We start from the raw sequence: 20766 nt of genomic DNA, 5'->3' as shown, positions 1-20766 counted from the left end.
GGGGTGTGGAGCTCGTCCGGGCTGATTGCGGCCGGCGGCTTAATAACAGGCGAGGCCGACAATCGCGGGCCTCAACGCCTACCCACATGCATCTTCATTCCCAGCGTGAAAGTGGAAGGAGGACTGATCCACTCTCAGCAAGAAATCGAGACTCAGGCCCTACCGAACAAGCCTTTGAGCCATCGCACGAAGCCTCGCGACTTCGCGCTCACCAAGGCCGGTACCGCGTGGACGTTGGATTGCGGCGCGGCTGTGACCTTCGGAGGAGCGATTCGTGGGGCCGAGGTAGTTGTCACGCCCGCAGGAGCCCTCATCGGCGCCGGACTGGCGGTGCCTGTTCCCGTCGTGCTCACGGTGCGCGTCGGCGTGGAGCCCGTCGCCTGTGCCGCGGCGGCGGTTCCTTCGGCGTCCAACTGGGCGAGCTTCGCCTTCACGGCGTCGGGCGTGTCGCGCGTGGAGAAGGTGCTCGTCACCTCGCGCCCTGAGGAGGACTCGCGCGCGGTGACCTTCAACAGTGACTCGTTGTTCACCTCGAACGTCACCGACACCTGCACGGCGCCACGCGGGAGCTTGGGCAGTCCCGCGAGCTTCAGCGTGCCCAGGTACTCGTTGTCGGACGCCTTGTCGGAGTCACCCTGGAACACGGTGAGCTCCAGCTCCGTCTGGCCGTCGCGGTGCGTGGAGAGGGTGTAGCTCTTGGTGGAGGGCAGCGAGGTGTTGCGCTCCAGCACGGGCTTGAAGCGTCCACCGGGCAGGCCCACGCCAATGGCCATGGGGAGCACGTCGATGAGCACCACGCCTTCCAACTGCCCCAGGCTGTGCGCCAGGAGCGCGGCCCCCAGGGCCACCGCTTCGTCGGGGTGGACGCCCTTGCTCGGCGGCTTGCCGAAGAAGCGGGTGATCTTCTCGTGCACCAGCGGGAAGCGACTCTGGCCTCCGACGAGGATGACCTCGTCGATGTCCTTGGGGCCCAGGTTCTTCACCCGCAGGACCTCCTCGCAGACCTGGACGGTGCGGTCGACGAGGCCTTCCGTCAGCTCGATGAGCTTCTGCCGCGTGAGCGTGACGTCCAGGTCGTACGGCTTGTCCTCGATCATCGTGACGAAGGCCACATGCACCCGCATCTCCGAGCGCTCCGACAGCGCGCACTTCGCGCGCTCCGCCGCGTCGTTGATGCGCTGCATGGCCACCCGGTCGCCCTGGAAGGCCCGGCCCGTCTTCTTCTGAAACTCCTCCAGCAGGTACGCGACGATGGCGTTGTCGAAGTCGATGCCACCCAGGAAGGTGTCGCCGCCGGTGGAGATGACCTCGTAGACGTTGTCGGCCAGCTCCAGCACGGACGCGTCGAACGTGCCACCGCCCAGGTCGTACACCAGCACGCGCTGGTTGAGCTTGCGGCCGTAGCCGTACGCGAGCGCCGCGGCGGTGGGCTCGTTGAGGATGCGCTCGACGTAGAGCCCCGCGAGCTTGCCGGCCTCGCGCACCGCGTGGCGCTGGTTGTCGTTGTAGTACGCCGGGACGGTGATGACGGCGCGGGACACGGGCTGGCCCAGCTGGTTCTGGGCGACTTCGCGCACCTCGCGCAGGATGAGCGCGGAGATCTGCTGGAGCGTGTAGACGCGGTCCGACAGCTTCACGCCCGCGTCACCGTTCTCTCCTGCGGTGATCTCGTAGTGGAACTTGTCCTTGATGGCCCCGACGATGGCGGACTCGTATGCGCGCCCCACCAGGCGCTTGGCGCCGTACACCGTGTGCCGGGGGTTGGTGAGCATCTGCCCCTTGGCGGGGTGGCCCACCACCAGCTTGCCGCGCGTGTTCACGGCGATGATGGAGGGCACCGTGTTGTGGCCCTCGCGACTGTTGAGCACCCCGGGCTTGCCGTTGCGCACATAGGCGGCACACGAGTTCGTCGTGCCCAGGTCGATGCCAATCACCACACCCGCGCGCTTGGGCTCCGCCGTGTTCAGGTCCAACGCCGCGTCCGACATCATCGTCGCGGGCACCGGGGTGACTCCGCCCGGAGGAGGGACGACCTGGGCGGCGACGACCTGGGGATTCGCCTGCTGTGGCGGAGGTGGGACGGTGTAGTCCGGAGCACCCACGCCCGTGGGGACCGGGGGCACGTCCGACTGGGCGTGGGGCAGGGCGGCGACCGCCAAGTCGAGGAAGCGGCGCGTCTGGGGGTCCATCCCCAGGAAGCGCAGGCCCATGCCCACCACGCCCTGGCCTCCCTGCCCGGTGACGAAGTGGACCACGGCCTGCGCGTGGATGAGCCGCTCGCCGCTCGCCAGCCGAAGGTCCAGCGTGACGGCCGTCCCCGGAGGCTTCACCGCGCGAGCGCGCAGGTAGATGCCACCCCGGGTGACGTTGCCGCCGTACTTCGCCAGGAACTCCTCCGGCGTCGCGAATGGCAGCTTCACGACCAACCCGACCGCCGCCTGATTCGATTCCGTCAAAGCCCGGTTCCTGAGACGTGAGTGAAAAGCCCGGTCGGATTATCGCTTGAAGTGCGAGTGAACGGGCGTCAAAAAGTCCACCCTTCCAGGTTGCGTGGGGACAACGTACCTCGTATGGAACCGCACCCTCGGGGCGCTGGTGCCTCGTGGGCCCTTCGCCCCGGGAGCGCCGCCCATGTTGAACCCCGAGATCCGGCTCGCACTCACCTTCGATGACGTCCTCCTGGTGCCCGCCGAAAGTTCGGTTGTCCCCAAGGATGCGGACCTGTCGACCCGCCTCACGCGCAACCTTCGCCTGAACATCCCGCTCCTGTCGGCGGCGATGGACACGGTGACGGAGTCGCGCACCGCCATCGCCATGGCGCAAGAGGGCGGCATCGGTGTCATCCACAAGAACATGACCCCCGAGCAGCAGGCGCTCGAGGTGACCAAGGTCAAGAAGTTCGAAAGTGGAATGGTGGTGGACCCCGTCACCATCGACCCCGAGGCCCCGCTGGGCCGCGCCATCGAGCTGATGCGGCACCATGGCGTGTCGGGCATCCCCGTGGTGAAGGGGCGTCGCCTCGTCGGCATCGTCACCAGCCGCGACGTGCGATTCGAGACCAACCTCACGCAGAAGGTCGAAGCGGTGATGACGCGCAAGCTCGTCACCGGCCGCGAGGGCATCATCCAGGGGGATGCGCAGAAGCTGCTGCACGAGCACCGCATCGAAAAGCTGCTCATCGTCAACGACGACTTCGAGCTGCGCGGCCTCATCACCATCAAGGACATCGAGAAGCGCCGCACGAACCCGAACGCGGCCAAGGACGGCAAGGGGCGCCTCCTGTGCGCCGCCGCCGTGGGCGTGTCTCCGGACCGCGAGGCGCGCATCGACGCGCTGGTGAAGGCGGGCGTGGACGTCATCGTCGTCGACACCGCGCACGGCCACTCCAAGGGCGTGGTGGACGGGGTGCGGGACACGCGCAAGAACTTCAAGGGCTTCGAACTCATCGCCGGCAACGTCGCCACCGCCGAGGCCACCCGCGCGCTCATCCAGGCGGGCGTGGACGCGGTGAAGGTGGGCATCGGCCCCGGCTCCATCTGCACCACCCGCGTCGTCGCCGGCGTGGGTGTGCCGCAAGTCACCGCGGTGGATGACTGCTGCCGCGAGGCGGAGAAGCACGACATCCCCATCATCTCGGATGGCGGCATCAAGTACTCGGGCGACATCGTCAAGGCGCTCGCGGCCGGAGCCAGCACGGTGATGATCGGCTCGCTCTTCGCCGGCACCGAAGAGGCCCCCGGAGACGTCATCCTGTACCAGGGCCGCAGCTACAAGAGCTACCGGGGCATGGGCAGCCTGGGCGCGATGAAGCAGGGCGCCAAGGACCGCTACTTCCAGTCGGACGTGGACGCGGTGAAGCTCGTTCCCGAGGGCATCGAAGGCCGGGTGCCGTACAAGGGCACGCTCGCGATGAACGTCCACCAGATGCTGGGCGGCATCCGCAGCGGCATGGGCTACGTGGGCTGCGGCACCATCGACGAGCTGCGCAAGAACGCGACCTTCGTGCGCATCACCTCGGCGGGCCTCAAGGAGAGCCACGTCCACGACGTCATCATCACCGAAGAGGCCCCCAACTACCGCGTGGAGTAGGCGCCAGGACGGGCGGCTCCTGGAACGAAAAGAGGGCCCACGCCAGGCGGCGGGGCCCTCGGTCGTTTCGGCCGGGAAGGCGGCTACTTGCGGCCCTTGCGACCGCCGGAGCCGGAGTCGTCGGAGGACGGCGACGCGGCGGAGATCTTCCCCTCGGCGCCAGCCACGCGGCTGAGCAGGGCGTCCTTGTCGTCGGGCTCCAGCGTTTCAATGGCCTGGCGCAGGGTGTTGAAGTCGAGCCGGGCGATGGTGACGGTGTTGCCGCCCTTGATCTCCTGCACGGTGGGCACCATCACCAGCTCGCGCATGTAGGTCTCGAACTCCACCTTCACGTCGGCCGTCTGCTGGATGCAGGTGTCCCGTGCATTGACGATCTGCTGGCTGCCCTCGCGGTAGCTCAGGTCCGGGTTGCGGTTCATCGCCTCCTCGAACGTGGTGGTCCGCTTGCGCAGCGAGGAGTACAGCTCGATGTAGTCGACGAGGCGGTCCGTCTCGGGGCGATTGACGTTGCGGGCCTTGCCCAGTGCGTCGGTGGTGTCGTCACAGGTGAGCTTCTGGAGATCGGAGACCCCTGGCGTGTCTTTGACAGCCAGGTTCTGGGTCTCGCGGTCCAGTCGCTCGTCGGAGGAGATTTCCTTCACGCATCCAGAGGCGGAGAGGAACAAGAGGGTCGCAGCAGTGGAAGCGGACAGGCGGCGGAGCATCCGGACCTCGAACAATTGAGGGGACTTGGGCGTTGCTTTCCGGAAGTTTGTAGCGATAAGGGCCCCCAGCCGTCAACGACGCCCCTTGGAGAACCTCCGGTGGACCTGCACGCCGAGAAGATCCTGATCCTCGATTTCGGGAGTCAGTACACCCAGCTCATCGCCCGGAGGGTGCGCGAACTGGGCGTTTATTGCGAAATCCACCGCCCGGACCTCCCGGCGGAGGATATCCGCCGCTATGCCCCCCGGGGCATCATCCTCTCCGGAGGCCCGGCGTCCGTGGAGGCGCCTGGTTCCCCCCGGTGTGACCCGTTCGTCTTCGAGGCGGGCGTGCCCGTCCTCGGCATCTGCTACGGCCTCCAGCTCACCGCCAAGCTCCTGGGCGGGCGCATTGACCGGGGCGCACACCGTGAGTTCGGCAACGCGGAGGTCGAAGTCCTCGCCCCCCGCGGGCCCTTCTCGGAGTTCAAACCCGGAGACCGGGTCCAGGTGTGGATGAGCCACGGAGACCGGGTGGAGGAGCTTCCGCCCGGTTTCGAGGCCATTGGTCGCAGTGGCAATTCGCCCTTCGCGGCGGCGGCCCACCAGACCAAGCCCTTCTACGGCCTCCAGTTCCACCCGGAAGTCGTACATACCCCGCAAGGCAAGGCCATGCTGCGCGCCTTCCTCTTCAACGACTGCAAGGTGAGCGGCTCGTGGACGATGAAGGGCTTCATCGACGAGGCCGTGGCCACCATCCGCCGCCAGGTGGGTGAGCAGGGCCGGGTCATCTGCGCGCTGTCCGGCGGCGTGGACAGCTCCGTGGCCGCGCTGCTGCTCCACCGCGCCATCGGCCCCCGGCTCCAGTGCATCTTCGTGGACAACGGGGTGCTGCGGCAGGGGGAGCGCGCCCAGGTGGAGGGGCTCTTCGTGGACCGCTTCCACGTCCCGCTGAAGACGGTGGATGCGCGGGCCCGGTTCCTGGACGCGCTGGCCGGCGTGACGGACCCGGAGAAGAAGCGGAAGATCATCGGCCGCGAGTTCATCGCCGTGTTCGAGGAGGCCTCGCGCGACATCCAGGACGCCGGGTTCCTGGCACAGGGCACGCTATACCCGGACGTCATCGAGTCCGTCTCGTACAAGGGCCCCTCCGTCACCATCAAGAGCCACCACAACGTGGGCGGCCTGCCGGAGACGATGAAGCTCAAGCTGGTGGAGCCGCTGCGCGAGCTGTTCAAGGACGAGGTCCGCGCCCTGGGCCGCGAACTGGGGCTGCCCGAGGACATGGTGAACCGCCAGCCGTTCCCCGGTCCCGGCCTGGCCATCCGCGTGCTGGGCGAAGTCACGGAAGCCCGCCTGGAGCTGGTGCGCCGCGCGGACGCCATCGTCCAGGAGGAGATTCGCGCCGCGGGGCTCTACAAGGAGCTGTGGCAGGCCTTCGCCGTGCTGCTGCCCGTTCAGAGCGTGGGCGTCATGGGCGACGAGCGCACCTACGAGTCCACCTGCGTGCTGCGCGCCGTCACCAGCGTGGACGGCATGACGGCGGACTGGGCCCGGCTGCCGTACCCCGTGCTGGAGCGCATCTCCACGCGCATCACCAACGAGGTGCGTGGCATCAACCGCGTCGCCTACGACGTGTCCTCCAAGCCCCCGGCCACCATCGAGTGGGAGTGAGCCGGGAGTAGGGTGCCCGCTGGAAACGCGAAAGAGGCTGCCTGGCGAACGTGCCCAGGCAGCCTCTTCGTGCTTCAGGGGTCCGGGGGTTGAGCCCGGGCCCCTTCAGGCGGGGTGAATCACCCGGCCGGCTTCGTGGGGACCGAGGGAATCTTGGTGCTGCCCGGACGCAGCTCCTCGAGCACCCGGGTGGCGCCGTAGATCTTCTTCAGCGACTCGATGATGGCGTCGCTGTGCACGGCCACGGTGCGGTTGACGGACTCGTCGAAGCCGTACTCACCGCCCAGGGACTGGATGTTGCCGTCGAACACCAGGCCGACGATCTCCGCGTCCTTGTTGATCATCGGGGAACCGGAGTTGCCGCCGATGATGTCGTTGCTGGTGACCAGGTTCATCGCCGTGGCGCCGTCGAGCAGCTTCTCCGACTTCAGCCAGGAAGGCGGCAGGGCGAAGGGCTCCTCGCCCGTGGCGTGCTCGAACGTCCCGGCCATCTGGGTGACGGGCTCCACCTTCTTGCCGTCCTCCAAGTAGCCCTTCACCGAGCCGTAGGACAGGCGCAGGCTGAACGTCGCGTCCGGGTACTGGTTGGTGCCGTAGGCCTCGAACTTCGCCTTGGCGACCAGCTCCGCGTTCTTCTTGATGACCGCGTCGATGTTCTCCTCGTAGTTCTTGCGGACCGCGCGGCCATCCGCGTCGAGCGCGAGGGCCAGCTGGATCATCGGGTCCTTCGAAGCGGCAATCGCCGCCTTGCCGCCGTCGAGCAGGCCCTTGCGCACGGCCACGTCACACACCTTGGAGCCCTTCACGTCCTTGAGGACGCAGAGCTTGGAGCCCTTGACCAGCCGGGCGGCCAGCTTCTCGGGGGACTCCTTGCCCAGGACCTTCTTGACGAACGGGTGGTTGGAGCCGAGCTCCTCGCGCATCTTCGTCAGGCCGAACGACAGGCGCATGATCTCCAGCTCCGGGTAGATGGGCGCCGGGCTGAGCAGCCCGGCCGTGAGGGCCGGCACGTTGGCCTGGTTGAACTCACGCAGGCGCTGGCCGTTCTCCTTGGGGAGCTCCTCGGAGGCGCGCACCAGCGTCTTGGCGATGCTGTACAGGCTGGAGGACAGGCCGTTGCCCTGCTCGACGAAGGCCAGGTCCTTGCGGACGTTGACGAGCTGGCCCTGCGCCTTGGCGATCTCATCCCACGCCGCGCCGTACTTCTTCTTCATCTCCGGGTTGGCGTCGACCTTCTTGCGCAGCTCCTGCTCGGCGGCGACCTTCTGGCCGAAGAACTTCTTGTCCTGCAGCGCCTCCAGGCGGCCCTTGGTCGCCTTCAGGCCGTTCTCCACGCCGAAGAGCAGGTTGTTGGAGATGCGCTTCTGCTCGGGGCCGCGCTTCTGGAACTCCGTCACCATGCCGCGCACTTCGGACATCATGAAGAGCATCTTCGGCATGGCCACGTCGCGCTGATACTCCAGCTCCGCGATGGTCAGCCCGCGCGAGGTGCGGCCGGGGTGGCCGGACACGAAGGTGAGGTCACCCTCCTTGGCGCTCTTCTCGGACCACTTGAAGAAGTTCTCCGTCTTGGCCGGCTTGCCGTCCTGGTAGACGCGCAGGAACGTCACGTCCAGGTCCCACCGGGGGAACTCGAAGTTGTCCGGGTCGCCGCCGAAGAAGGCGATGGCGTGCTCGGGGGCCATCACCAGGCGCACGTCCTGGAAGCGGCGGTACTTGTAGAGGTTGTACTTGCCGCCCTGGTACAGGGTGACGACGTCGCAGCGCACCTTGGCGTCGCCGGCGGAGCAAGCCTGCTCCAGCTCGGACATCTTCGCCTTCAGGGTGTCGCTATAAGGCTTGCCGGACAGCCCCGCGGTCGCCTTGTTCAGCGTCTCGGTGACGTCGGTGATCTGCTCCAGCTGGTTGATCTCCATCGCCGGGCACTGCGTCTCCTCGGCTTCGGTCTTCGCGTAGAAGCCGTTGGCGATGTAGTCCTTCTTGGCGCCGGAGAGCTGCTCGATACAGCCGCGAGCACAGTGGTGATTCGTCATCACCAGGCCGTTGGCGGACACGAAGCTGGCGGAACAGCCGCCCGCGAGCCGCGCGGAGGACAGGCGGGCCTTGTCGAGCCACTCCTGCGAAGGCTCGAAGCCGTACTTCTCCTTCACCTTCGCGGACGGGAAGTTGTTGTACGTCCACATGCCTTCGTCGGCCAGCGCGGGGGCGGCGCCGACAAGGGTGGCAATCAGGAACAACCGTTTCATTGGACAGGTCCTTTCCAGGGCCGGGGGTGTCGCGTTTCTGCGGTAACCCACTGCCTCGGTCAACCGGGAAAAAAGCTGGGAAGAATTCCCAACCCCTGGAACATCCAGGCGGCCGGGGGATTCCTCGTCAGTGCGCGGAGTCCTACGAGATGTCGCTGCCCGTGATTGCATGATTCGAGCGGATGACCGCTCCCCAGGGTTGGCTATCGCACCGCGTCGAGAACCCGCCGCTCCGGGTCGGGTCGCCGTGACTCAGGTGCGCATGGCCACAAGCGGGTCCACGCGGGTGGCGCGGCGCGCGGGAAACCAGCAGGCCAGCAGGGCGACGAGGGCGAACAGGGTGGCCACGGCGCCGAAGGTGAGGGGATCCGTGGCGGTGATTCCGTGGAGCTGGCTTTCGAGCAACCGGGTCAGCGCCAGGGAGCCCACGAGCCCCAGGGCGATGCCCACTCCCGCGAGCCTCGCGCCCTGGCCGAGCACGAGTCGGAGGACGTCTCCGGGACGTGCCCCGAGCGCCATGCGGATGCCGAGCTCCCGCGTCCGCTGCGAGACGAGCAGCGAGATGACGCCATAGAGGCCGTAGGTGGATAGCACCAGGGCGAGCGCCGCGAAGCCGCCGAGCAGGCACAGCACGAGCCGCCGGAAGCCGAGCGACTGGGAGATGACCTGGTCCATCGTGAGGGCGCGGAAGACGGGCAGGCTCGAGTCAACCCGGCGCACGGCCTCGCGGACCGAGGGCAGCAAGGTCTCCGGTGGCACCGAGGTTCGAGCGACGAGCACCAGGCTGTCGTCGCCCCAGGGCCGGCCGTAGGGGACGTGGAGCTCGGCCAGCGGCGTCTTGTCCAGGCCGGCCTGTCGCACGTCGCCCACGACGCCGATGATGGTGTGGGCCCCGGTGCCGAGTCGGAGCTGGCGGCCCAGGGCGTTGCCGTCCGGGAAGTGCCGGCGCGCGAGCGTCTCGTTGATGATGACCGTGGCGGGCTGACCGGGGGCCGCGTCGGCGGTGGTGAAGTCGCGGCCTTGCTTGAGCGGGATTCCCACCGTGGCGAAGAAGCCGGGGCTCGTGGAGCGGCGCTCGGCCCTTGGCTCCGAGCCGGCCTCCGGGGGCGGTTCGCCCTCGATGACATAGCGGGCGTTGTTCCATGCGCGCTGGATGGGCAGCAGCGACGTCATTCCCACGGCGCTCACCCCGGGCAGCGCTCGCACCTCGTCGAGGATGGGCTCCAGCAGGGTGCTCGGCACGTTTCCGTCCAGGCCCTGCTCGGTGAAGAAACGGCTGTCGGGGATGGCGATGTGCAGCGTGAGCAGTTGCTCGGGCGCGAGCCCGGGGGACGTGCCGAGGAGCTGGAAGAACCCCCGGCCCAGGAGGCCCGCGCCCACGAGGAGCACCAGACAGACCGCCAGCTCCACGACGACCAGCGTGGATCGGAGGCGTCGGCCGCCCTGGATGGGGGCCCCGCGAAGGTCGAGCCGGGAGACCTGGATCGCGGGAAGCAGTCCGAAGGCCAGGCCGCTCACGATGGAGATGGCGGCGAGGAACAGGAAGGTCGTCCCATCGAGGGAGACCGCGGCCCGGTGTGGCATCGACTCGGGGACCACGGCGAGCAGCGCGTCCAGGCCCCAGTGCGCGAGCAGTCCACCCAGGGCGCCGCCCGTGAGCGCGAGCAGGAGGCTTTCGACGAGGAGTTGCTGGATGACGCGCGCGCGGGTCGCGCCGAGCGCCACGCGGACGGCGAGTTCCTGCCGGCGGGCACCAGCGCGCGCGAGCAGGATGTTGGCGACGTTGGCGCAGGCGATGAGGAGGACCAGGGCCACGGCGCCGAGCAGCAGCTTCAGTGGGCCGCTCCAGAGCCGTGTCTGGGCCTCGGCGAGCGAGTCGACCCGGGCGGTGCGTTCCTTGAGGGCATCCGGGCCCGCGGCCGCGATTCCGGCGGTGACGGCCTTGAGCTGCTCGTTGGCCGAGTCCAGGGTGATTCCGGGCGCCAGCCGGGCGCGCACGGAGAGCACCGTGGAATAGCGACCGCCACGGGCATCGGGCGGAGCCACCATCGGCAGCCAGACGTCCATGTCCGGGGCGAACGACTCGGGAATGACACCGACGACGGTATGCGGGACGTTGTCCAGGAGCACCGTGCGGCCGAGGACGGCGGGATTCGCGCCAAAACGGCGTCGCCAGAGCGCCTCGTTGAGCACCGCGACGGGCTCATGCCCAGGCTGGTCGTCGCCGGGCGCGAAAGTCCGGCCGAGCAACGGGGGGACGCCGTGCACGGTGAAGTAGTCGGCGGTGCCTCGGGTGGTTTCCAGGCGCTCGGAATCGTCGTCCGCGCGGAGAATCGAGCCGCCCACGGTGAACGCCGCCATGTGCTCGAAGGCCCGGGCCTGGTCGCGCCAGTCGAAGAACGTGAGCCAGGAGACCGGGCCGCCTGAGCCTTGGGCGCGCAGTTCGACGAGCGACACGAGCCGCTCGGGTTCGGCGTACGGGAGAGGCCGGAGCAGCACGCCGTGGACCACGCTGAAGATGACGGCGTTGGCTCCGATGCCCAGGGCCAGGCAGAGGATGGCGGCGGCCGCGAAGCCGGGCGCACGTCGGAACGTGCGGAACGCGAAGCGCGCATCCGCGAGCAGGTCGTCGAGGAATCTCATAGGGGCCGGTCCGGGAACGCCGTGGTGGAGGTTTGGAAGGCCCGCATCTTGGCCGACCGCCGCGCGCCGATGGCCCGGGAACAGCGGGGAAGAACCCTCGAAAAACGACCCCTGGTTTCCCATTCACTTAGTTTACATAACGCATGTTATCGGACCTTCTGGACGGGCATTCACTAGTGATTTCAAGGGCTTCGCAGGTTCTCCGCCCTGCACGCAAGTTCATGATTTTGGCCTCAAGGTTGGGTCGTTTGGACACCACCTACGAGGTATTGCGCAGTCTGCCGCTGGAGCCCTCGGGCTCGCGCGCCTCGCCTCCCAACTGAGTCCAAGCGACAATCCCGCGCGGGTCGCTCGGACCTGTCGTGTCCCCACGTGGTGTTCCCCGTCCATTCACGGGGCCCCACGTGTGGGCACGGCTCTTGCCCCATCGCGCGGCATCCGAGCCCAACCCATGACCAGCAAAACCCCACGGCCCGTCCCCCAGGACGGCGCCCCGTCCCAACCCGTTGTCCATTTGCGCGTAGGAGGCACTCGCGACGCCTGCGGCCAAGGTGGTGCCGCGCCCGCGTCCGCCGACGCAGCCGTTGTCACCTGTGCGCGGTGCCGGCGCACGGTCGCGTATCAGCAGGCGTTCGCTACCCAGGCCCCGGTTGCCATGGTGATTCGCGCCGGGAGCCTCCTGCCTGAGCGTCCCATCCACTGGGTGCGAAACCTCTCCCGCGACGACTCAACCGCCTGCGGCCTCGGCCTCGCGGATGTGCGCTGGCACAGCCAGGAGTCCGACGAGGCCCCGGTGTCGTGCAGCGAGTGCCGAGCACTCATGCGGGCCGCTGTTACCTACAAGCCCGAGCAGCCCGGCGCGGTGGGCCCTGCCGTCGACGAGCCACCCGTGCCGAACGCGGCGCTCCAACTGGAGCTGGACGCTGCACGGTCCTGCCTCCCGTCGGCACACCCGCACTATCCGCTAGACCTGCGCCTGTCGCTGATTGGCACCCGTGAAGCGCTGGAGGAAATACACCGCCTCCTGTCGAGTCGCGACGCCACCCATGCAGACCTGACGCGAGCGTTGAGGTCGGCCATGGACCGCTGCCCGCGCGTAAGTGGCATCTTCAGCGATGCGGCCCAAGCCGTGGAGGGCGTTTGGGATGCACTGGGCGCCATGAAGTGGATTCTGTCGGCGCCGACCGCCACGAGCGAGGCCCGGCCAGCGCGGCAGCTCACTCCTATTCCCACGGTGCCACCGCTGGTGACGCCCGAGGCGCAACGTCGCAGTGCCTTACACGAGGGGCTGGCGCTGCTCGACCGCGCCCGGGCGCAATTCGCGCTGGCCGCGCGGGTGACTGGCTCGTGCCGTGACTGGGACTCGGAGCATGGCGCCGAGCTGCACGACGACGTGCGCGGCCTCTCGCTTGACGCTGAAACGCTCTATCGCCGCGCCCTGTCCGTGAGGATGGGCGAAATCGCGGACCGGACGGAGGGGCCCGCAAAAGCTGCGGTGCTGGCAGCGGGCTGGCGCTGGTTGGGCCGCATCGGCCACGGACGCCGGCAGGGCTACGGCATCGCTCTCCACGACGCCCAGGGCGTGCTGGTGGCGTCCGGATACACGCGCATGCCCGAGGACGCGGCCAGCCTCATGCGGCACCTGAGCCAGCAAATCGCGCGAGGTGGCCACCATGTCGGCTGAATCGCGAGCAGAGGCGCGGGCTCTCCTGGTGATGGCTGCCACGCGTTACGAGCGGGCGCTGGACGAACTCCGTGCGGCGGGCCTGGAGCTGCGCCGCTGCACCGACGGTGGTGTGGACCTGGATGTCATCCGCCGGGCGAACTACGCGCTGCGCGCCCAGGTTGACGACACCGTTGCGCTGCTGCGCTCGCGGCCCGTCATTGAGTCCGTCGACCTGGACGCCGAGGTGCGCAATGGGTAGGTCGCCCGACCCCATCACCTTGGCACGCCACCGAGTCGCTGTGTTGCGCGAGGACCTGGAGCTGCTGGAGGCCGAGCTGTCGCGCTCACGCGGCGGCCGGCGGCACTCCGTTGCGACGGTGCCACCGAACGAGCACCGCGCAGCATGGCTGCGCACGATGTTGGCACGCGCGGAGCTGGTGTTGCGCGCGCTGCGCCTCCGGGCCGTCAACGCGCGTATCGAGAGCATCCGCCGACCACGGGTTGTGCGCCCGGCTGCGGTCCAGCTCGCGCTGTTCGCGCCTGACGCTGACGAGGCACCCGACGCGGCCCCCGAGGACGTTGTGGAGGTGCCAGAGGGCGCGCGGGTGCTCTACCTGCCGCGCCCCACGTGCCCTGGCGAAGTGCGGTTGCACGTCGTGATGGGAGGTGCCGCGTGAGCCTGCAAACAGAGGCGAGCAAGGCCCAGGTGAGGCATGCCACGGCCGGCATATCGCTGCACGCGGCGCAGCGGGCCGAGCTGACGGCGAGCACGCGATGGGCGGATGCGCTGCTCAACTACGGCCCCGGAGCGCGACTGGTTGATGAGGCGCGGCTGGCGTTCGACCACGCGAGGGCCCGGCGCGCGCAGCTCGCGCTCGATCTCGACGCGGCGGCCGAGTCGCTATCGGCGGCGATGACTGCCGTGCACATTGAGGCGCGGCAATGAGCCGGAAGCCTCTGGACCCGAGCCTCGTCATCCTCCCTGGTGGCAAGGTGACGCGCTGGGGAGGGCGCTGCCCCGAGACAACCTGCGAGCAGCACTATGCGGTCGCCATCGCTCACCACGCGACGAAGCGCCAGCAGATGGTCGCCGCTGCTACGGCCGAAGGTGAGGCGCGAAAGGCGTACGTCGCAGCGATAGCGGAGCACGGCCCGTGCTCGTCGTCGGCCAACACGGCACGCATGCGGTGGGACGCTGCGCGCGTGCTCACGCTCGCGGGTGCGGCGAAGTTGGAGGCCGCTTCGTTGCGCGTCATGCGCGCGGCTGATGCGTGGGCGGCCGAAGTGGCATCACAGCTGTACTCGCGGGAACCGGTGGCGCCAGCGCCGCCTGAACCTCTCGCCAGGACGTGGGCGGAGTACATGGACGGAGACGCGCTCTAATGCGTTGCCGCTCATGCTGTAGCACCAACTTGTCTGTGCTCGGTGCACGGACCCTTGCCATGGGTCCGTGAGCCCGGCGCGGCGCAATGGCCGCTGCCCGTTGTGCTGCACGACGCGCCTCCCCTGCCCCGCTGGCATCACCAGCGCTGGGCGGGGGCGGTGCCGTGCTGTGCGCGCGAAACCAGGAGCCCCCCACGGTCCGGTGAGCACTGCGGTACGTCGCCAGAGGCCCGGCCGTGCAGCGGAGCTGCGCGCGCACGGGCCGATGCGTGGCACCCGCGTCGCGGCCGGCTGGCGGCAGCAGCAGAGCGTGTGTCCGGAGCTGGTGTGCTCGGCGTGGGACGCGGGGCGCCCCGCGTCCACCTGCGCTGTCGGTGGATGTGCGCAACCCCGCCCCCACGGTTGCCCCGTCGGTGCTGCGCTGCGGACGCCTGGGGCGGCCCGTGGGCGTGCTGGCGCTGGAGGGCTGCGGTAGTGCGCGCGGCGGCGAAACGTGCGGCTGCGGCCGACGTGGCGCCCTTGGCGCGTGCGCCCGTTGCTGGCAACGGCGCGGGGGTCCCCGGGGGCGAAGTCCCCGGGCTTGTCCGTAGTCACGTTAAGTCGGACACGTCCCCTCGGACGGGGCCGGCAAAAGCCCCCCCTGGCCTTTATGTCCCTGGCGGGTGCCACGCGTGCGCGGCCAAGGCGTGGAGTGTGGCGACCTGGCCGCGCGGCGAAACCGACCCCAGCAAGCGCAAATGGTGGACCTACCAATGCAGGAGCTGGCGCCACGAGGGGGACTGCGCCCGGTGGGTCTCCCAGCGCGACTACGCGCGAATCATGGCCGCGCTGGAGCCGGTGGCGGTGGCTGACCTGGTGCTCGTGGTGCTGACTCTCGACCCTGCTCGGGCAGAACCCACGTTGGCCGGGCAATACCAGGGGCTCCAGCCGCGCTGGGCCATGCTGCAAAAGTACCTGACGCGCGGCTGGCTGGAGGGCGCCATCCCCGCCATGGGGCGGTTCGACTTTGTGAGTGTCGTGGAGCAACACAGGAGCGGCCAGCCGCACGTAAACGTCATCATCCACTCGCCCGAGCTGGCCGCTCACCTCCGGGAGTACGGGCCAACCGACGGGGACGTGGCGGCGAAACGGGGGCCGCGCTGGTGGCGCTCCCTGGTCGCGCACTGCGGCTGGGGCCCGCTGTCGTCCATCGGCCATGCTCGCAGCAAGGAGGACGTGGCGAGCTACAGCGTCAAGGTGAGCAAGGGCGCGGTGCCGCACCCGACGATGGTGGGCGAAGTCGTCAAGCTGGCGCAACTCCCAGTCGCGGCGCCGCCGCGAATGCGGCGCGTGCGGTCCAGCAAGGGCTTTTTGCCGCCCGCGCGAAAGCCACCAGACCCAGAGCGCGAGGGCGGCCTGATGCTCCACCCGACGCCCGAGGTAATGCGCCAGCGCCAGGAGGAGGCGCGCGCGGCCCTGGAAGCAACGTGGGGCACGGTGCTGGGCTGGCGCCCAGCGGTTCGCGGCTGGTGGCGGGCGGCGCGGCTGGGGCACGTGCGCATCCTCGGGATGCGAGACGTGGAGCCCGTGCTGTCCGGGGCGCAGCTCGGCGCGTGGTGGCGCACGCCGGTTGATGCCGAACGCGACGCGTTCCGCGCCGCCGCTCGCGGTGAGGCTGCGCGCGTACCGGTGCCGGCGTGGCTGGAGGCGCAGCGGATGGCACCGCGCGAGCCCCCGCCCCCGCCGCTGCCCGTCCTGGGGCTGGCGGACGTGTTGAGCATCGGGGCATATCGGCAGGCCACGCGGCGCGCGCAAAACCTCGCGGAGCTGGAGCAGGCGAAACGTCTGCGCCCCAGTGAGGATGTGCTGGAGGCATGGCACATGCGCGCGGACGCAGCGGCGGCGACAGCACAGCGAGCGGCGGAACCCGAGCTGGACGAGGGGACCCGTCCGTACGAGCTGCGCGAGCCTGAGCGGCGCAAGCGAGACGCGGGAGACGTGCAGTTTTCGCGGCTTCTCTCCGGATATTTCAACTACGCGCAGGATTGCTCGGAGGCACTGTCGCGAGGGGAGGACCCGGAGAAGACGGTTGCGAAACCGAAATGGGTGCTACGCCGAGGTTTCGCCTGACGCGGTGGCGTCCGCGCGAAACGGCTTGGTGCTGATGGGGAGGTTTCGCGCGTTGAGCGCTACCAGCCACGCGCCACGTCCTGAGCCGAGCCTGTCCGCGAGTATCAGTCCCTCATCCGCCCAGCGGTTGAGAGTGCGGGCGCTGATGTTGGACAGGTGGGCGGCCTCCTTAATGCTCGGCCATTGGGTTGGAGGCCCCGAGGTGGGCAGCTCATAGGTGTTGCAAGGCATTGGGGGTCTCCGGCGTGCGACACCGTGAGCGTAGAGCAGCGCTCCGACGCGATGCCACCCATGGCGAAAATGGCGAGAGCCCACGGGTGCGTGGCGATCTCACCGGGTGAGACGCCACCCATGGCGACACGGATTGAGACAGGCGCGGCGGTGGCGAGTCGTGGCGAGCAACCCGCCTGTTTTGGCGGCGCGAATCGCGAGACACGTTGCCCATCGACGGGGGCGGCTCGGTGCGCCGAGTCCCCAACCTCTCCCCTCTCCGGACGGGAGTGCGCGCCCTGGAGGCCGGGGCGGACCCGGGCCGTTCCCCGTCACCCACTTACGCGAGGCGCGATGACCGACCAGGCCGAGCAGCTCCAGGAGGATGCCAGCGCGCGCAGCGAGCAGTCATCCTCCGTCATGGGTGCCCCGGCCAAGGCTGGCGAGCCTCGCCGCGCGCAGTCATCGAGGAGCAAGCGGAGCCCGGCACGCCGAGGCGGCCGTCCCGCGTCCAATCCCCACCGTCAGGCGCGCACGTACCGCGACAAGCTGCGCGCGGCTGGCGCGGACGTGGCGGCCATCTGCGAGGCCAACGCGTGGGCGCGAGCCCACGACGTGCCGGTGGACGGTGCGGCCGAGCTGGTGGAGCTGCACTCCCGCGAGCGCGCCGCGCCGGCAGCGCCCCCACCGCCCAGCGCGCCGCCGCCATCAGCTCCACCGCCCCCAGCTCCAGCCGAGCCCGAGCAGGGCCCGGAGCTGGTGGACCCCGTGGACCCGTCCGTGTTCGACCGACCGTTGGGAGACGCGGCGCATGACGACCCGTCCGACGACGGGGAGCCGGACCCTGGCCATGCCGGGCCGCGCCCACCGCCCCAGCCGACGGACCCGACGCACCCCACGTACATGGGTGAGCCGCCGGAGCTGGTTGAGGCGTGCGCACGCGGGCCCCTGTTCGTCCTCGGAGCGCTCGCGGAGCTGACGCGCGGTGGGCTGCTCGACTTGACACGGCCCGTGGAGCGAACCCTGTTCGCCGGCACGCCGTTCGCCCGCGACGTGCGCGCGGACCCGGTGACCAGGCTCTCCGAGCTGGCCGGCGTTGGCATCGCTCGACGGGTGCAGGCCGCCGCCGCGAGCGCCGCGACGGATGGCGGCGTCGCTCACCCCTCCGTGGCCTGGGAGCTGGTGCCGCTGGGCTTGGCCTTTGCTGGCGCGGTCGCGTTGCCGAACGTGGGCCTCGTGAGCGGTGCGGCCAAGTCCGTGGGCGGGTGGCTGCTGCGCGGCGCGCAGGGCGCGGCCGGTGGCCTCGGGCGTCTCTTCTCACGGGGGCGCTCATGACGGCCTGCAAGGGCTGCGGACGCTCGTACCCCGTGGGCGTGCAGCGATTCATCCGGCCGTGGAGCCCACGGCCCTATGAAGTCCTGATGCTGCTCGGGATGACCGGCAGCGGGAAGTCGTACCTGTTCAAGCAGTGGCTTGCCCAGCTCCAGGAGGAAGGGCGAGCGACGTTCGTCCTGGACGTGGGCGACGAGTATTCGTCCCAGGGAAACAGTCGCGGCGGCACGCTCAAGCTGGGGCCGCTGCGCACGCGGTTGACGGTGCCCGAGTTCATGGCGCGAGCGCTGCGCAACCCTCGCATCGTGTTGGAGCGCAACGCGTCGGTGGCCATCGTGCCCACCGTGACGGACGCGGGCGAGGCCCTGGCCGAGCACATCCGCCCGGTGTTGCGGCTGCTCTACGCGCGCGGCAACGCGGTCGTCGGATTCGACGAGCTGCAAAAATACGGGAGCCACCTGGCGCCCGAGCTGTACCGCGCCGCAGGTGAGTTGGGAAAAGACGGCGTGACGCCGTTCTTTTTGAGCCAGTACCCCGGGGGCGTCCCCGAAATCGTGCGCAAGCAGGTGTCCACCTGCATTGCCGCCGAGATGGGCAAGGACAGCGACCGGCGCATGTTGGCCAACGACTTCGGTGACGCGTTCGCGCACGCGCTGCGCGACGCGGCTGAGCGATGTTTTCACGTCGGTGTCTCACGCTCGCGGTTCGCCGCGGGCATTCCCACGCGGTGACGCGAGAGGTGCAGCGATGAGCAGCGAAAAGGGCGACAAGGACAACGCGGAGAACTGGGGCACGAGCATCGGCATCTTCGTGGCCGGCGTGGTGGTTGGCGCGGCGGGCACGGCGGCCGTCGGTCACCTCACGGGACGGGTCAACCTGACGCCCGGCAGCACGAGCGCGCCCGCGACGAAGCCGGCCTGACGCGACACCCCACCCCACCGCTCCACAACCAATCCCTATCAACCCGCGCGCTGCTCGTCTCACGAGCGCGCAACGAGAGAGCCATGCCCCAGGAAAGTACGTTGACGACCACGGTGCCCTTTCCCAAGGGGCGCCAGAACCTCGAACGAGACGCGGGCTTTGCTCGCGGGGAAATGCGGGCCCCTGTGGGGACCGTGACGGATGCGGTGGTGATGGATTGCGAGCTGACGGTGACGGCGTCCGCCAACACGGCGGCGCTCACTCTCCCGCAGCAAATCTCCGTCCTCGCGGCGTTCTCGGTGTCTCTCAAGCTCCACTTGGGGGACACCGGCGCCACGCTGGAGCCCTTCCAGTCCGTCACATTGGACCGGCTGCGACTGGACGCGCTGCGGCTCTTGGAGCAGGACGCCGAGGGCCTGGCGGCCGCGTCCGGTGGCCTCGCCACGGCGTTCGTCACGGGCAACAACAGCCTCAAGTTCCGCGCCTATCTCCCCACGGGGCACGTCGCGAAGATTCGCGAGGCCGTTTTGTTCACCGGCCTGTCGGTTGAGCAGCTCCTGGATGCGGAGCTGACCCTGTCGCGCAGCGACGCGGACCCCTTCAAAACGGCAGCGGCCGCGCTGGCGCTGTCGAGCGTGCGCGTCACGTTTTCGCCGGGATTCAAGAAGGCCGAGGCGCGGCGGTTGGGCATCCCGCCGCACGTCCGCCGCGTCGTCAACGCGGAGTCCGACACCATCACCACGCCCGAAGGGCTGGTGGTTGACCTCTCGCACGACGGCGCGCTGGCGGGCAACCTGCTGGGGGCCCTCACCGTGCGCGCCGGTGGCGTGCTGGTGGCCGATGACCCCGCGACGCCGGCGACCATCTACGCGGACTGGCTGCGCAAGTACCCCGGAGCGAGCACCGAGGAGAAGACGGTCACGACGTACCGCACTCCGGTGTTCGTCATCGCCCCCAACGTCCTGACCCGCCACTACGCCGGCAGCGTGAGCGCGAAGATGAAGGAGAAGGCGACGGAGTGGGCGGGACGCGTGCTTTACATCCCGCTGCTGACGCACGACCAGGTTTGCTCGATGGTCGAGCAGTACGCCGGTCGCATTGAGCGCGGCCGCGCCATCCTGGCGGTCTGCACGGCAATGTATGAGGGCATGTCCGTCGCGGACCACATGCTGCCGTACACGGGCATGACCATCTTCCGAGACGATGAAGAGGGCTTCTCCGACTACCCGGGGCTCTACTGCGCCGCCGGCGGGAAGCCGTACGTCGTCGTCCCCGAGCAGCGCCAGCGGGCCGCCGCCTACCGCGTGAAGGACGCGATGGCGAGCACGCCGCAGCACCCGACCGGCAACCGCCGGCTGGTCCGGTCCATCGTGTTGGACGAGTGCCGGTGGGTGCCGGGTGCGGTGACGGACCCGGGCGGATTCGAGGTCATCTCGAAGGTCCGCCAGGACGTGACCGCCATCCTTCGTGGCGCCGCGTCGTCGAAGTGGGCCGAACTCGCCAACGCGTTCTGACGTCCCGAGGGGGCGCCCCACGGCGCTCCCTCGCCCTCTCACCACAAGCACCAGGTGCCCCGTGCCCGTCCTGCCATTCGCGGCGTTTGCGCTGCTGTCGGTCGTTGGCGCTGCTCGCGTCGTGCGCACGCCTGTGCGTGGCGCGGTGAAGGCGCAGGCCGAGACGGAGCCCGTCGAATCGGAGGACCCGAGCAAGGTGGCGCCACCTCCGCCAGTCCACGAGGCCGAGCCCATCCCCGCGCCAGCTCCACCCCCAGCTCCACCGCCCGAGCCTCCCCCTCCGCCAGCTCCACCGC

At 69.3% G+C, this 20766-nt stretch carries 17 protein-coding genes; 12 read left to right on the top strand and 5 right to left on the bottom strand.

The annotated features are described in order from the left end of the window. Positions 1 to 152: 152 nt before the first annotated feature. Complete coding sequence (locus FJV41_RS04150) at positions 153 to 2456, bottom strand: TIGR02266 family protein (protein ID WP_141641091.1); 2304 nt, start codon at positions 2454 to 2456, stop codon at positions 153 to 155. A 175-nt stretch (positions 2457 to 2631) separates the two neighbouring features. Between FJV41_RS04150 and guaB the strand changes: the two genes are divergently transcribed. Beyond that, a complete protein-coding gene (gene guaB, locus FJV41_RS04145; RefSeq protein ID WP_141641090.1) occupies positions 2632 to 4089 on the top strand; it encodes an IMP dehydrogenase in 1458 nt (485 codons plus the stop codon). An 83-nt stretch (positions 4090 to 4172) separates the two neighbouring features. Here the strand turns inward: guaB and FJV41_RS04140 are convergent, their stop codons facing one another. Next, entirely contained in the window at positions 4173 to 4793 is a 621-nt protein-coding gene (locus FJV41_RS04140; protein WP_174464523.1) for a hypothetical protein, read from the bottom strand. A gap of 99 nt (positions 4794 to 4892) precedes the next feature. On the opposite strand from FJV41_RS04140, the gene guaA reads away from it, so the two are divergent. Continuing rightward, a complete protein-coding gene (gene guaA, locus FJV41_RS04135; protein ID WP_141641088.1) occupies positions 4893 to 6446 on the top strand; it encodes a glutamine-hydrolyzing GMP synthase in 1554 nt (517 codons plus the stop codon). Positions 6447 to 6565: 119 nt separating this feature from the next. On the opposite strand, the gene FJV41_RS04130 is transcribed toward guaA, so the two are convergent. Both FJV41_RS04130 and FJV41_RS04125 read right to left on the bottom strand, forming a co-directional pair. Continuing rightward, positions 6566 to 8692, bottom strand: coding sequence for a S46 family peptidase (locus tag FJV41_RS04130; RefSeq protein WP_141641087.1), 2127 nt, complete (start codon positions 8690 to 8692; stop codon positions 6566 to 6568). 252 nt (positions 8693 to 8944) lie between these two features. Then, complete coding sequence (locus tag FJV41_RS04125) at positions 8945 to 11335, bottom strand: ABC transporter permease (protein ID WP_141641086.1); 2391 nt, start codon at positions 11333 to 11335, stop codon at positions 8945 to 8947. A gap of 655 nt (positions 11336 to 11990) precedes the next feature. Here FJV41_RS04125 and FJV41_RS04120 point away from each other — a divergent pair. The 6 genes from FJV41_RS04120 to FJV41_RS04095 all read left to right on the top strand — a co-directional run bounded on the left by FJV41_RS04120 (position 11991) and on the right by FJV41_RS04095 (position 16493). Continuing rightward, the gene (locus tag FJV41_RS04120; protein ID WP_141641085.1) at positions 11991 to 13019 is read left to right on the top strand and encodes a hypothetical protein; all 1029 of its coding nucleotides are present in this window, start codon (positions 11991 to 11993) and stop codon (positions 13017 to 13019) included. Further along, complete coding sequence (locus FJV41_RS04115) at positions 13009 to 13260, top strand: hypothetical protein (protein ID WP_141641084.1); 252 nt, start codon at positions 13009 to 13011, stop codon at positions 13258 to 13260. Before FJV41_RS04120 ends, FJV41_RS04115 begins: the two co-directional genes overlap by 11 nt. Continuing rightward, entirely contained in the window at positions 13253 to 13678 is a 426-nt protein-coding gene (locus tag FJV41_RS04110) for a hypothetical protein (RefSeq protein ID WP_174455522.1), read from the top strand. Before FJV41_RS04115 ends, FJV41_RS04110 begins: the two co-directional genes overlap by 8 nt. Beyond that, a complete protein-coding gene (locus FJV41_RS04105) occupies positions 13675 to 13947 on the top strand; it encodes a hypothetical protein (protein ID WP_141641082.1) in 273 nt (90 codons plus the stop codon). The genes FJV41_RS04110 and FJV41_RS04105 overlap by 4 nt, the downstream gene beginning before the upstream one ends. Then, positions 13944 to 14384, top strand: coding sequence for a hypothetical protein (locus FJV41_RS04100; RefSeq protein ID WP_141641081.1), 441 nt, complete (start codon positions 13944 to 13946; stop codon positions 14382 to 14384). Before FJV41_RS04105 ends, FJV41_RS04100 begins: the two co-directional genes overlap by 4 nt. Positions 14385 to 15077: 693 nt before the next feature. Beyond that, positions 15078 to 16493, top strand: coding sequence for a hypothetical protein (locus FJV41_RS04095; RefSeq protein WP_141641080.1), 1416 nt, complete (start codon positions 15078 to 15080; stop codon positions 16491 to 16493). On the opposite strand, the gene FJV41_RS54915 is transcribed toward FJV41_RS04095, so the two are convergent. Continuing rightward, entirely contained in the window at positions 16473 to 16724 is a 252-nt protein-coding gene (locus FJV41_RS54915) for a MerR family transcriptional regulator (RefSeq protein ID WP_141641079.1), read from the bottom strand. The genes FJV41_RS04095 and FJV41_RS54915 overlap by 21 nt on opposite strands. A 333-nt stretch (positions 16725 to 17057) precedes the next feature. Between FJV41_RS54915 and FJV41_RS04085 the strand changes: the two genes are divergently transcribed. From FJV41_RS04085 to FJV41_RS04075, 4 genes are all read left to right on the top strand, one after another. After that, positions 17058 to 18038: a hypothetical protein gene (locus FJV41_RS04085; protein ID WP_141641078.1), complete on the top strand. Its 981-nt coding sequence runs from the start codon at positions 17058 to 17060 to the stop codon at positions 18036 to 18038. After that, on the top strand, positions 18035 to 18766 hold the full coding sequence (locus tag FJV41_RS04080; protein WP_141641077.1) for a helicase HerA domain-containing protein: 732 nt from the start codon (positions 18035 to 18037) through the stop codon (positions 18764 to 18766). The genes FJV41_RS04085 and FJV41_RS04080 overlap by 4 nt, the downstream gene beginning before the upstream one ends. A gap of 16 nt (positions 18767 to 18782) precedes the next feature. Beyond that, positions 18783 to 18956 (top strand): hypothetical protein, encoded by a 174-nt coding sequence (locus FJV41_RS52045; RefSeq protein ID WP_181790370.1) that lies wholly within the window; start codon positions 18783 to 18785, stop codon positions 18954 to 18956. An 83-nt stretch (positions 18957 to 19039) separates the two neighbouring features. Then, positions 19040 to 20470, top strand: a complete 1431-nt coding sequence (locus FJV41_RS04075; protein ID WP_141641076.1) for a hypothetical protein — start codon at positions 19040 to 19042, stop codon at positions 20468 to 20470. The last annotated feature ends 296 nt before the right edge of the window (positions 20471 to 20766 follow it).

It is taken from the genome of Myxococcus llanfairpwllgwyngyllgogerychwyrndrobwllllantysiliogogogochensis (assembly GCF_006636215.1).
In the GTDB taxonomy this organism is placed as follows: Bacteria; Myxococcota; Myxococcia; order Myxococcales; family Myxococcaceae; genus Myxococcus; species Myxococcus llanfairpwllgwyngyllgogerychwyrndrobwllllantysiliogogogochensis.
Note: the sequence above shows the minus strand (reverse complement) of the source record. Positions and strands in the feature narration are given on the sequence as shown.